At 38.5% G+C, this 12,177-nt stretch carries 12 protein-coding genes; 9 read left to right on the top strand and 3 right to left on the bottom strand.

The window, feature by feature from the left end; all coding sequences use genetic code 11:
* Nucleotides 1-76 precede the first annotated feature (76 nt).
* The 4 genes from tsf to trmB all read left to right on the top strand — a co-directional run bounded on the left by tsf (nt 77) and on the right by trmB (nt 5,046).
* Nucleotides 77-901, top strand: coding sequence for a translation elongation factor Ts (gene tsf, locus BMW39_RS13480; RefSeq protein WP_034968910.1), 825 nt, complete (start codon nt 77-79; stop codon nt 899-901).
* Nucleotides 902-1,001: 100 nt separating this feature from the next.
* Nucleotides 1,002-3,326 (top strand): choice-of-anchor L domain-containing protein, encoded by a 2,325-nt coding sequence (locus BMW39_RS13475; protein ID WP_034972761.1) that lies wholly within the window; start codon nt 1,002-1,004, stop codon nt 3,324-3,326.
* Nucleotides 3,327-3,473: 147 nt separating this feature from the next.
* A complete protein-coding gene (locus tag BMW39_RS13470; RefSeq protein WP_034972760.1) occupies nt 3,474-4,274 on the top strand; it encodes a hypothetical protein in 801 nt (266 codons plus the stop codon).
* A gap of 91 nt (nt 4,275-4,365) precedes the next feature.
* Nucleotides 4,366-5,046 carry a tRNA (guanosine(46)-N7)-methyltransferase TrmB gene (trmB, locus tag BMW39_RS13465; RefSeq protein ID WP_034972759.1) on the top strand — a complete coding sequence of 227 codons (681 nt, stop codon included), beginning with the start codon at nt 4,366-4,368 and terminating at the stop codon, nt 5,044-5,046.
* 78 nt (nt 5,047-5,124) lie between these two features.
* Here trmB and BMW39_RS13460 read toward each other — a convergent pair whose 3' ends face one another.
* Nucleotides 5,125-6,144 carry a glutaminyl-peptide cyclotransferase gene (locus BMW39_RS13460; RefSeq protein ID WP_034972758.1) on the bottom strand — a complete coding sequence of 340 codons (1,020 nt, stop codon included), beginning with the start codon at nt 6,142-6,144 and terminating at the stop codon, nt 5,125-5,127.
* A gap of 204 nt (nt 6,145-6,348) precedes the next feature.
* On the opposite strand from BMW39_RS13460, the gene BMW39_RS13455 reads away from it, so the two are divergent.
* The 3 genes from BMW39_RS13455 to BMW39_RS13445 are packed head-to-tail and all read left to right on the top strand — an operon-like array spanning nt 6,349 to nt 8,331.
* Nucleotides 6,349-6,846, top strand: a complete 498-nt coding sequence (locus tag BMW39_RS13455; protein WP_034972757.1) for a dihydrofolate reductase — start codon at nt 6,349-6,351, stop codon at nt 6,844-6,846.
* Nucleotides 6,847-6,886: 40 nt separating this feature from the next.
* Nucleotides 6,887-7,498, top strand: coding sequence for a recombination mediator RecR (gene recR / locus BMW39_RS13450; protein WP_034972756.1), 612 nt, complete (start codon nt 6,887-6,889; stop codon nt 7,496-7,498).
* Nucleotides 7,498-8,331, top strand: coding sequence for a glycosyltransferase family 2 protein (locus BMW39_RS13445; protein ID WP_034972754.1), 834 nt, complete (start codon nt 7,498-7,500; stop codon nt 8,329-8,331). The genes recR and BMW39_RS13445 overlap by 1 nt, the downstream gene beginning before the upstream one ends.
* Here BMW39_RS13445 and BMW39_RS13440 read toward each other — a convergent pair.
* Complete coding sequence (locus BMW39_RS13440) at nt 8,328-8,843, bottom strand: hypothetical protein (RefSeq protein WP_051879770.1); 516 nt, start codon at nt 8,841-8,843, stop codon at nt 8,328-8,330. The two genes, BMW39_RS13445 and BMW39_RS13440, sit on opposite strands and share 4 nt — an antisense overlap.
* A 37-nt stretch (nt 8,844-8,880) precedes the next feature.
* Nucleotides 8,881-10,215, bottom strand: a complete 1,335-nt coding sequence (locus BMW39_RS13435) for a PDZ domain-containing protein (protein ID WP_034972752.1) — start codon at nt 10,213-10,215, stop codon at nt 8,881-8,883.
* Between the two features lie 170 nt (nt 10,216-10,385).
* Between BMW39_RS13435 and BMW39_RS13430 the strand changes: the two genes are divergently transcribed.
* Both BMW39_RS13430 and BMW39_RS13425 read left to right on the top strand, forming a co-directional pair.
* The gene (locus BMW39_RS13430; protein ID WP_051879769.1) at nt 10,386-11,213 is read left to right on the top strand and encodes an energy transducer TonB; all 828 of its coding nucleotides are present in this window, start codon (nt 10,386-10,388) and stop codon (nt 11,211-11,213) included.
* A 187-nt stretch (nt 11,214-11,400) separates the two neighbouring features.
* Complete coding sequence (locus tag BMW39_RS13425; protein ID WP_034972750.1) at nt 11,401-12,174, top strand: ParA family protein; 774 nt, start codon at nt 11,401-11,403, stop codon at nt 12,172-12,174.
* The last annotated feature ends 3 nt before the right edge of the window (nt 12,175-12,177 follow it).

Genomic DNA, 12,177 nt, shown 5'->3' with positions numbered 1-12,177 from the left:
TAAAAATCACTATATTTGCACGCTGAAAAACGTGAAAGCGTAAAATCAAAACAAATAATAAAAAAATAATTTCATTATGTATACACCAGTAGCTGCAGATGTAGCAAAACTAAGAAACACCACAGGTGCAGGAATGATGGATTGCAAGAAAGCTCTTACAGAAGCTGAAGGAGATTTCGAAAAAGCAATCGACATCCTTAGAAAAAAAGGTCAAAAAGTAGCTGCTAACAGAGCGGACAGAGATTCTTCTGAAGGTGCTGTGATCGCAAGAGTAAACCAAGACAACACATTAGGAGCGATCATCTCTCTTAACTGTGAGACTGACTTCGTTGCTAAGAATGATGCTTTCGTAGAATTGGCTTACGAATTGGCTGAGCAAGCTGTTGCATATTCTAACAAAGAAGAGTTTTTGGCTTCTGACTTCCACGGACAATCTGTTGCTGATAAATTGATCGAGCAAACTGGGATCATCGGAGAGAAGATCGAGATCGGTGCTTTTGAAAGTATTCAAGGTGCGTTCTTGGGAGCTTACATCCACGCTGGAAACAAGATCGCTTCTATCACTTCACTTTCTGCAAAAGTAGACGGTGCTGATGAAGCTGCAAAATCTGTTTCTATGCAAGTTGCTGCAATGAACCCAATCGCTCTAGACGAAACTCAGGTTTCTCAGGAGACTATTGACAAAGAATTGGAGATCGAAAGAGAATTGTTGACAAAAGAAGGAAAACCTGCAAACATCATCGATAATATCTTGAAAGGTAAAATGCAGCGATTCTACAAAGACAACACTTTGGTACACCAGTCTTTCATCAAAGATGCTGGAATCAGTGTTGCTGACTATGTGAAGTCTGTGAACGGAGATCTTAAAGTAACTGGATTCGTAAGAGTTGCACTTTCTTAATTAAGATTCAAAACAAATAAAATCAGATCCTGCTATATTTTTATAGCAGGATTTTTTGTTATGATATTTAGAAGTAAATTTGCACTCCATATTATATAGAATGAAATTCTCCAGATTTTCCCAATTCCTGTTTTTTCTTTTAGCCCTTCTTTTCATCGATCAGACCAAAGCGCAAAATATCAGCGTAGATACAAGTCTGGATGCTCAGCAATTGGTGAATAGATTCATTGGTGCTCAAAACGCAAGTTGCATTACGGTTTCCAATGTTGCAATATCAGGATGGAATTTCTCAGGGAACAATCCCAGCTATGGATATTTTAGTAAAAATGGAAGTACATTTGACATAGACGAAGGAATCATTCTTTCCACAGGTATTGCTAGAGAAGCAGAAGGTCCTAATAATACGCTACAAAGCAATTTTGACAGAAGTTGGGGCGGTGATGATGATCTTATATACACGCTAAATGAGGCTGGATTGCCAACTGATAATATTCTAAATGCAACCTATCTGGAATTTGATTTTGTATCATTACAAAGTGACAAGATCAGCTTCGATTATATGTTCCTGTCAGAGGAATATCGTGATAGCAATTGCCGTTATTCCGATGCTTTCGCATTTTTGATCAAAGAAGCGGGCACAACAGGTCCTTATCAGAATATTGCGCTTGTCCCAGGAACCAACACGCCTGTTACTTCGCTTTCTATCAATGGCGCGACAAACTGTCCCCGTAATACTGATTATTTTGGTGGATTTAATAATACGATAAGTCCTACCAACTTTAATGGACAGACGAGGGTCTTGAAAGCCAGCGCAACGATACAGAAAGGTGTGACTTATCATATCAAACTGGTCATTGCCGATCATGGTGATGCCAATGGCCTTTATGATTCCGCTGTTTTCCTGAAATCAGGAAGTTTCACGGGTAATATCAATATTGGAAAAGATCTTACTTTGGACAATGAAGATCCACTTTGTGAAGATGTGCCTTACAGAATACAGCCAATTCCCGATCTTGGAGATGCTTCTGCCCAATATTCTTGGTTCAAAAATGGTCAGCCAATATTAGGGATTCCTGTCTCTCAAAGTTATTATGACGTTGTGAATGATGAAGGCAATTTCAGTGTGAAAGTTGTTTTATCAAGTGGATGTACACTAGAAGGTAATGTCAGCATTGAAAAAGCGCCAGTTGCTCAGGTCGACGCTTCTCCCATCCAAGTATGTGACAATGATTTCAGCGGGAATTATGCTGCGAAGTTGTCTTCTTTTAATGGTCGGATCATCAAAAACTTCACGAGAGATTTTAATATTTCTTATTCATTGACTTCTGGTGGAGCACCTATCGATCAGGATGTGAATTTTGTTTTCACTCAAAATCCTCAGATCTTGTATGTGAGTGTAGGCGCTTACAGTTGTACACCAACGGTTTATCCTATTCAATTTTATTTTGGAACAAAGGTAAACTTCAATTCTGTTTCCAATGTAGATATTTGTGATAGTGAAATCAGTGGAAGCGAGACTTTTAATGTGTCAGATTATATCCAGTCGATTACGGATGAAACTGGCGTTGTTGCAACCTACTTTGATACAGAGGACCAAGCAAAAGCTGGTGGCAATTCTACGATTTCAAGTTCTCAAACGATCACTGCTGATAGATCGGTTTTTATCAGGCTGGAAAAATCGGGGTTTTGTCCTAATTACAAAGAGATCAAATTCCTGTTCAAGCAACCGAAAAGATCCTCATTAATAAAAGATGAGGTCATTTGCAAAGGCGCGACGATAGATTTGAAGGCCGAAACGGATTTCGATTATTATGAATGGAGCAACGGTGTAGAAGGTGCATCAGCAAATGAGATCAATGATGTTCCTGTCGGTGATTATTGGGTGAAACTGACTTCCAACGATTGTGTTTATCAACAATACTTCAAAATTTCAGAAGCAGAAGAACCTGTCATAGACGATGTGCTGATTGACGGAACAACTGTGACCATTTTGGTCTCTGGCGGAACTTCGCCTTACATTTATGCCTTGGACAATGGCGTTTATCAAAGCTCAAATATCTATATGAATGTCGATCTTGGAACGCATATCATCTATGTCAAAGGTGCGGATGGCTGCAGTGTGGTTGCAAAAGAATTTACGCTCGTCAATTCTCAAAACGCGATCACGCCAAATCATGATGGAGTCAATGATGTCATTGATTATTCATCACTATTGAGCAAGCGAGATCCGAAATTTGAAGTTTATGACAGAAACGGCATTTTGATCTTCAAAGGAGATACGAACAACCGTTTCATCTGGAATGGAACTTACAACGATAAGATTTTGCCAACGTCATCATACTGGTACATCTTGGAATGGAACGAGTCCGGAAATGCAAAAAGAGTGCAACTGACCGGTTGGATACTTCTCAAAAATAGATTGTGATAATTAATTTTCATATTGGTTTCCAAATAAGATCATTATTAAAATTACTTAACAAAAAGCTGATAAAGTTTAATAAAATTTTAACCATATAAGATTCTCGTTTGTAATGATTCTCTTTGTAATTCTCTATAAATTTGCCGGAATATTATGAAGAAGATATTTACTGTTTTTTTATTGCTCTTTTTATCTTTTGTTTACGGACAAGATATAGAAGGTGAGATCTTTATCAGAGATAAGTCCAGCCTTTATCTCAACCAAGTGTATGTGACCAATATCAATGCGCACAAAAGCGTTTTGGCAAACTACAACGGTGAATTCAAAATTGCGGTGAAAGAAGGCGACGTCCTCAGATTTACTTCTATTGCGACGGAGAGAAAAGATGTGGAGGTTACAAAGCAGATGCTGGGAATGAAGAAAAATTTCATCGAGCTGCAAATTGCCTACTACGAGATCCAAGAGGTTATTCTAAGTTCTTTCAAACCTACGGGAAACCTTCGAAGAGATGTTGCGATGCTGAAATCTTCGGATAAGGCTTTTGAACTGAGAAAGATGATCGGTCTTCCGGAACCAAAAGGCGATGGCAATTCTCCAGAGATTCCGATCTTGGGATTCAATCAAGGTCTTAGCTTCAGTATCGATAGTATTTTCGATTTGATCTCTGGCGAGAAGAAGAAGAAAGAACGCTATTACAAGTACGAGCGAATGAGCGTCAATATCAAAAACCTTCAGGATTATTTTGGTGATGATTACTTTATTAAAATGAAGATCCCGAAAGAGCTGATACCGAATTTCCTTCAGTTCATCTACAGTTCGGACAACATCACAGACTATCTGGAAACAAACAATTACGAAGCAACGAAAACCTATATCGAGAAGTATCTTCCTATTTACCTGAGGAGATTACAGAATTCCAATCTGATGCAGGCCACTTCGGAAGTGTCAAAATAATATTTAATAAATTATCAACATAAAACAACGATCCTATTCAGTTTGAATAGATTGTTCGGTTTTTAAGATCAAAAACAACCTTTACAAAAAAATGGGCAAGAATAAAGCAGCAAGATTCCGAGAAAATCTAATATTACCAAACGTCATCCAGCCAACCCGAGACCAAGCCATCAACGAGTTTGAGCACAAAGGGAAATGGAAAGAGTTTTTTGGTAATGATAATCCAATCGTTTTGGAACTTGGTTGCGGAAAAGGAGAGTATTCTGTAGGCTTGGCAAAGGCTTTTCCAGAGAAAAACTTCATCGGTGTAGATATCAAAGGTGCCAGATTCTGGTTCGGTGCCAAAGAAGCTGTCGAAAAGGATTTGAAGAATGTAGCATTCCTAAGAACGCAAATCGAATTGATAGAAAATCTATTTGCAGAAAATGAGGTTTCCGAGATCTGGATCACCTTCCCCGATCCACAGATCAAATACAGAAGAACAAAACACAGACTTACCAATCCGGAATTCTTAGCGCGCTACAAACATATCCTGAAAGATGATGGAGTCATTCACCTGAAAACGGATTCAGAATATCTGCATGGCTACACACTAGGTCTTTTGCAAGGTCTTGGTCATGAGATCTTGACTGCTCACCACGACATCTATGGTGCGCCAGAGTATCAGCCGGACACCACACCATTGCTTAGAGAAATTAGAACTTATTATGAGGAATTGTTCTCTTCCAAAGGAAAGACGATCACTTACATCAAATTCAGACTGAAAATATAATAACAACGATTCAGTTAAAAACAAAAGAGAGCTCCAGTCAGACTAGAGCTCTCTTTTTTATGCGGTGATGCGAAAAAGTTATTTCACAGAGATCTCGTAGATCCTGCTCCAGTTTTTCCCGGTGATCAGCATGTTTTCTCCTTTGAAGGCGATGCCATTCAAAACGTCGTCATTGCCTGCTGTATTCTGTTTTGTGATATTGGTCAGATCCAAGATTCCTGTGACTTCACCACTCGCTGGATCTATTTTCAGGATGATAGGTTTCTGCCAAACATTTGCGTAGATGGATCCATCATGGTATTCCAATTCATTTACCAGGTCATAACCTTCTTTGTCGCTTGCAACAGAAATGTACCTTACGACTTCAGACGGGTTTTCTGGATTTAAAAAATAGATGTTCTTGGTTCCATCAGAAACGATCAGATTCTTGCCATCATTGGTCATTCCCCAACCTTCGCCGATCACGTTCGGATATTCGAACTCTTTGATGAGTTTCATATTCATATCATAAATGAAACCTTTTTTTGATTTATAGGTCAACTGATAGATCTTATCTCCAAACACGGTGATGCCTTCGGAAAAAATGTTGGTGGGTTGCGCAGCTTCCTGAGTAGGTGTGGTGCTTCCCAAAGTATATTTTACCAATTTGGATTTCCCTTCCAGACCTACACTTTCATAGATCGTGTTGTCGTGTAGTTCAAATCCTTCGGTGAAGTACTCTTGGTTATGCGGATATTGATTCAAAACCTGGTAAGAAATTGTTCTTGCTTTTGCCTTTGCAAAGACGTTGATGGTTGCGTCTTGTTGCAGCACTTCACCGTCTTTTGTTTTGATATTGAAGGTCACATCATTTTCTCCCAGAGTGAAAAATTTTGGATCGATTGCCAAACTGCTAGTTTCCTTCTCTCCAAAACTGATCGTGATGGCTTCTGAATAATCCAAAACATCTTGAGGGATTTGAAGCTTGTCACCAAAGTGATAGCCTTGGCTTTGCTTACTTAGGTTGTAATCATTTAAAGAATTCAGGATGTCTTTGTCATTGGTACAGCTTGCTAAAAATAGAAGTGTAAAGGCCGAGGCAATAAAAATCTTTTTCATTGAGAAAATTGTCTGTCTTGATTTAAAACTAATTTTTGATGGGCAATGTTTCCAATTGGAATCCAAAAATTGACCATCAGGATTTATAGAATATTAATTTCTAATATAAAATAATTCCATATTTCGCCAAAAATACAAAATATGGAAACTAACATCTCATAATTTTTTCTTAATTAAACATAAAAATGTAGATTTGTAGATATTATGATTACGATAATTGCAGCCATAGGAAAAAATAATGCCTTAGGAAAAGACAATCAATTGCTTTGGCGTCTTCCAAAAGATCTGAAACATTTCAAATCGCTTACAGAAAATCATCCCATCATCATGGGAAGGAAAACTTATGAGAGTATTGGTAAGGCGTTGCCCAACCGTACAAATCTCGTGGTGAGCAGAAAGGAGAACTGGTTTGCGGAAGATATCCTGATCGTTTCCAAGTTGAAAGAGGCCATCAAATTTGCAAAAAAGATAGATGAGGAGGTTTTCATCATTGGTGGTGGAGAGATCTACAAGCAGACGATGGAGTTAGCAGATAGGTTGGAGATCACACTTGTAGAAGAAGATTTTGAAGCTGACACGTTTTTCCCAAAAATAGATCTCAAGATCTGGCAAAAGGTGAATGAGGAATTCCATCAGAAAGACGAGAAGAATGATCATGATTTTTATTTCCAGACCTACGAGAAGATCAATAAAGATCAGTAGCTGTATTGAATCTTTTCCCCTGATTCCTGTTTCTTAAATTATGGATTATCCAAGTAAAGTTTTATCGAAAGCCGTAGAAGAAATATCTGGTTTGCCCGGCATTGGGAAAAAATCAGCGCTTCGCCTTGCCTTGCATCTTTTGCGTCAGCCAGCTTCTCAAGGGATTTCTTTGGGGAATTCTATCCAGAATCTGGTCACGGATATCAAATATTGCAAGGAGTGTCATAATTTTTCGGACTCAGACATCTGTGATATTTGCAACGACCACAAGCGCACTGATGATTTGCTTTGTATCGTAGAAGATGTGCGCGATGTGATGGCCATAGAAAATACAGGAAAATACAAAGGGAAGTACTTGGTCCTTGGTGGCAAAATCTCTCCTATGGAAGGTATTGGTCCTAGTCAATTAAGGATCGGAAGCATAGAAAAAAAACTTAATAACGGTTTTGTAAAAGAATTGATTTTTGCGCTAAGTGCAACTATGGAGGGCGATACGACGGCATATTATATCTATAAGAAGTTCAAATCCCAAGACGTTGTTTTTTCCAGCATCGCAAGAGGGATCGCTGTTGGTGATGAGTTGGAGTATGCAGACGAGATATCACTCGGAAGATCGATAACAAACAGAACCACCTATAACGAAGCGGGCTGATGAAATTAAGCTTTATCATTGTTCATTATCAAGTAAAGGATCTGTTGGAAAATTGCATCCTTTCTATCAAAAAATATATTCAGGGAATTGATTATGAGATTATTGTCGTGGATAATAATTCACCCGATCCAAAGTGGAAAGAGCTGATCGGTCATTATCCAGATGTCAAGTTCATAGCATTGGAAGAGAACTATGGATTCTCGAAAGCTAATAATATTGGTGTAAGTTCCGCAAGAGGAGAATATGTTTACATCCTAAATCCAGATACAGAAATTGAAGGCCATTATTTTCAGGAGATACTGGATTTTGCCGATGCGCAGGAAAAATTTGGAGCTTTGGGTCTTCGGATGCATGATGCAAAAGGGGAATTTTTGCCAGAAAGTAAAAGATCGATTCCCGCACTGGTCAATTCATTTGAAAAGCTATTCACAAAACTGAGCAACGATTCCAAAACCTACTATAGGAATGATATTGGAGAGTTTGATATTGCTGAAGTGGAGGTAATGACAGGAGCCAATCTTCTGATGAAAAAATCTGTTTATGAGCAAGTTGGTGGTTTTGATGAGCAGTATTTCATGTACGGCGAAGATATCGATCTCTGTTATACGATCCTTAGAAATGGATTCACGAATTTCTATTACGGAAAATATTCGATTCTTCATTACAAAGGAGAAAGTACATTGAAAGACAAGGTCTATCTGGAGCGATTTTTCGGTGCTATGGATATTTTCATCAAAAAGTATTATCGAAAACAGAAGCCATTCCAATATCTATTGATGAGCCTTGGTCTCAAATTCAAACATTTCATCGAAGCCAGAAAGATCAGGAATTAATCCTGTTTCTCCGTGTGGAAAGTCGATTCCTCTGCAAATCTTCTCAGTTCCAACATCTCATATTTCGCCTTTGATTGTCCGAATCTCACTGCTGTATAAGTTAGCGCAATAAGTCCCAAAACTATAAATGAACAAGGCAATGCCCACGGATAATTGTTGGTGTTGATCTGTCTTTCCACATAGAAAAGAGTGAAAAACGTCATCCAAGAAACGGTGAGGAAGAAATAGATGAACATGAAAAATGTCCACACAGATGAGCTTGGTCCAAAAATCCCACGGATCACGGTCTTTTCATCTTCCTTCTCGATCCTCAATGCCAGATTGGGTTTCCAATAGCTTTCCTCCTCGGTTCTTACAAAGATGGTCGCGACCTCCTTGTTGATATTTCCAAAAAACTGGTCATGATGCTTTTCGAGATAGTCTCTCAGGTTTGCTTCATATTCTTCCAGAGAAAGGTCGGTGTAAAGTTTGAATCTCGGTCTGTTTCTTATGCTGTTCAGGGTTTCGCTCATCTTAATATCAGTTTTCAATTATCATTCATTACTAAAATCATTCCTCAATGTAAGGGATTGGATCCTCCAAGATGAATTTGAATGTCATTGGGACGCCGTTCCTTTTGATTTCCAGCTCTATTTTTCGGGATACATTGGTTTTGAGGATGCGATGGATGTGGTTCAGCGTCATTTCTTTCACATTTTTATTATCGATGCTAATGAGTTCATCATTTTTAATAAGTCCTGCTTTTTGCGCGGGCGAATCTTTTCTGGTACCGGATACGATAAATTTTGGCTTCAGTGCGAATTTGTACTGGAAACTGTCTGGTGAATTATCAATGACGCTGATTTCATTTGAGGCTCTATTGGTCTTGGAGGTTTGCACTTTCACTTGTTCTTTTTCCCAAAGCAATCCATCTTGTTTTATTTCCAGTCCACTGCCGTCGATCAGGAATGGGTCGTCCAAATATCTGTTGGGTTTGAAGTAGATCCTGTTGTCTGCATAATCAAAAATGACCGTGAATCGCCTTAAGATCTCGGAGCCGATGGAGCCTTTCCTGTCCTTTACCAACTTCAAATGCTGAATAGAAAATTCATCAGGCATCGAAGCAATTGGTTTTTCGAATTTGAATTTTCCGATAGAAAGCGAAGAGATCCTACTTCTCTTTCCAAAAATATCACCGCTGAAACCACGTCCCAGAAAATCATCAATATTTGGTCTATTGTACATGAAGTTTTTGATAAGAGCAGGGAAAAGCCAAACAGAATCTGTGTTGCCAAGGTCCAAAAGCAGCTTTGAACTTTGCTTGTCATGCTTCATTTCCACATCGGCGTTCAGGTAAGGCTTATTGAATTCTATACTCATCGGAAAATCCGAATACCTTTTGATCTTCTTTGGGAACTTGGATCTGTCTTTGTACACGGTCAATGTTTTTTTGATGTAATTGATCTCGACTGGATGATTCTTAAAAAAATAATAGCCAATGATGCCATTCACAGGAATTCCAATATCCTGTGAGATATTAAAGCTTTCATCCAACACGAGGAATATTGTGTGAGAATTATCTGTGAAATTCTTACCAATTTTCACATTATTTTTAATGGACTTCAAAGCTTCGATATCCACTGTTTCTCCCAAACCTTTGAAGGTGATTTTCTCGATGTTTTTGAAATCCACCTCCTTGTTGTCCAAGCTGAAAAGCAATGTTTCTGCAACGCCAGAGTCCAACAGGAAATTCAATTCTACACCATTTACCGTCATGGGAAGGAAGATGAGGTTGTTGATCAGTTGGAATTTGATGACGGTCTTGTCGGCATTATCCAAAACAAAACCGTCCTGGGCCTTTGTCCAAATATTGAATATCAAACTAAAGATGATCAAGAATTTCATAACATTAAATTACATTAATTTCTCACATTTCCAATTATTTTGAATATTGATTTTGTAAAATACCTATGTTATTCATAATTTATTTGATAATTAGATTAAAAAATGGAATGTTGTTTGATGTGTTTTTAAGTAATATTTCAAAACATTACTAATTATTTAATTTTATCATCATGAAAGATCTATCTACTTTCTTCGTGAAAGACAACCTAGACGAAATTGTTTTCTCAAACAGAAATAAAGCATACGGCGCTTACGCACTTAGAAATGAATATTCTAGCCAGCTTACAAAAGCATTGTTTGTAGGTGTTGCATTCTTCGCTTCACTGTCAGTAATTCCGCTTGTTGTTTCTGCTTTTCAGGATAAAACTGTGGCTCCAACAGAAGATTTTGGACCTTATGAAATTACAGCTATCGAGGAACCTATTGATGTCTCTAAACCGATCCCAGCAAGTACGGTTCCGGTAAAGGTAAAAACAGTAGAATCTACAAGCTATACGCCGGTAAGAGAGGTTAAAAAAAATAAACCACTTCCAACAGATGATGATAAAAAAGGTGCGGCATTAAGCTCCGAAACTTCTGCAGGAGAAGAAACAAAACTAACTGTTGCGCCACCTGCGATCAAAGTAGGTCCACCAACTGTTGCACCTCCAATTGCACCACCAGCGAAAATTGAAGATCCAAATATTGTAATTGATGGAGCGAAGGTGGATGTGGCAGCAGATTTCAAAGGTGGGATCAACGCATTCCGTGAAAAAGTGGCGCAGAATTTCGATACAGAATCTGTGGACAGAACAGGAATGGTTTCCGGAGTCATCACATTCGTCGTAGAAAAAGACGGAAGCATTTCCAATCTAAAAGTTACAGGCGCCAGCTCAGAATTCAATTCCGAAGCAGAGAGAACGGTGAAAGCCATCAAAACTAAATGGACGCCTGCACAATTAAAAGGCAAAACTGTAAGATCGTCTTTCAGAATGCCTATTTCCATGAAAATTGAATAGTCTGACAATCAAGACTATGTAAATACTGAACATCAGGATTTTTATAATTATCCACATTTCATCGCGAAATGTGGATAATTTTTTTTGAAGCCAATCGTTTAATTAACAATACTTTAACGGCTTTGCGACTTTTTCAAAACTTTCCAAGTAGTAAAAAATCGTATTTTTGAAGATTAAATTAATGTTTATGGCAAAAATTATAGGTGTTGCAAATCAGAAAGGTGGCGTTGGAAAAACAACGACTGCCGTCAATCTAGCTTCAGCTCTGGGCGTTTTGGAAAAGAGAGTTCTCTTGATAGACGCCGATCCGCAAGCTAATGCAAGTTCTGGTTTGGGTGTTGAAGAGATCAATTTTTCTACCTATCATTTGTTGGAGCATAGTGCAGAAGCTAGAAAATGTATTTTGCCTACCACTTCACCAAACGTGGACATTATTCCTTCTCACATCGATCTGGTGGCAGCAGAGATAGAATTGGTGGACCGTGAAAACCGAGAATATATGATGCGCGAAGCTTTGAAGTCGATCAGAGCTGATTACGATTACATCATCATCGACTGTGCACCGAGTTTAGGTCTCATCACCATTAATGCATTAACGGCTGCAGATTCTGTGATCATCCCGATCCAATGTGAATATTTCGCTTTGGAAGGTTTGGGTAAGTTATTGAACACCATCAAGAATGTTCAGAAGATCCACAACCCAGATCTGGATATCGAAGGTTTGCTTTTGACCATGTATGACAGCCGACTGAGATTATCAAACCAAGTGGTGGAAGAGGTGAACTCCCATTTCCCGGAAATGGTCTTCGAAACGATCATCAGCAGAAATGTAAGATTGAGTGAAGCACCAAGTTTCGGTGAAAGCATCCTGAGTTACGATGCGGAAAGCAAAGGTGCGATACAATACATCCAATTGGCAGAAGAAGTTTTGCTGAGAAACGAGAAATTAGTTAAAAATTAAAAA

Origin of the sequence: Epilithonimonas lactis (genome assembly GCF_900110605.1) — a bacterium.
Classification (GTDB): Bacteria; Bacteroidota; Bacteroidia; order Flavobacteriales; family Weeksellaceae; genus Epilithonimonas; species Epilithonimonas lactis.
The sequence above is the reverse complement of the archived record's forward strand: the minus strand, read 5'-3'. Positions and strand labels throughout refer to the sequence as shown.

What these genes read in the sequence shown, in the direction of transcription:
- tsf (WP_034968910.1), top strand. Translation starts at nt 77, where the DNA reads ATGTATACACCAGTAGCTGCAGATGTAGCAAAACTAAGAAACACCACA.
- BMW39_RS13475 (WP_034972761.1), top strand. Translation starts at nt 1,002, where the DNA reads ATGAAATTCTCCAGATTTTCCCAATTCCTGTTTTTTCTTTTAGCCCTT.
- BMW39_RS13470 (WP_034972760.1), top strand. Translation starts at nt 3,474, where the DNA reads ATGAAGAAGATATTTACTGTTTTTTTATTGCTCTTTTTATCTTTTGTT.
- trmB (WP_034972759.1), top strand. Translation starts at nt 4,366, where the DNA reads ATGGGCAAGAATAAAGCAGCAAGATTCCGAGAAAATCTAATATTACCA.
- BMW39_RS13460 (WP_034972758.1), bottom strand. Translation starts at nt 6,144, where the DNA reads ATGAAAAAGATTTTTATTGCCTCGGCCTTTACACTTCTATTTTTAGCA.
- BMW39_RS13455 (WP_034972757.1), top strand. Translation starts at nt 6,349, where the DNA reads ATGATTACGATAATTGCAGCCATAGGAAAAAATAATGCCTTAGGAAAA.
- recR (WP_034972756.1), top strand. Translation starts at nt 6,887, where the DNA reads ATGGATTATCCAAGTAAAGTTTTATCGAAAGCCGTAGAAGAAATATCT.
- BMW39_RS13445 (WP_034972754.1), top strand. Translation starts at nt 7,498, where the DNA reads ATGAAATTAAGCTTTATCATTGTTCATTATCAAGTAAAGGATCTGTTG.
- BMW39_RS13440 (WP_051879770.1), bottom strand. Translation starts at nt 8,843, where the DNA reads ATGAGCGAAACCCTGAACAGCATAAGAAACAGACCGAGATTCAAACTT.
- BMW39_RS13435 (WP_034972752.1), bottom strand. Translation starts at nt 10,215, where the DNA reads ATGAAATTCTTGATCATCTTTAGTTTGATATTCAATATTTGGACAAAG.
- BMW39_RS13430 (WP_051879769.1), top strand. Translation starts at nt 10,386, where the DNA reads ATGAAAGATCTATCTACTTTCTTCGTGAAAGACAACCTAGACGAAATT.
- BMW39_RS13425 (WP_034972750.1), top strand. Translation starts at nt 11,401, where the DNA reads ATGGCAAAAATTATAGGTGTTGCAAATCAGAAAGGTGGCGTTGGAAAA.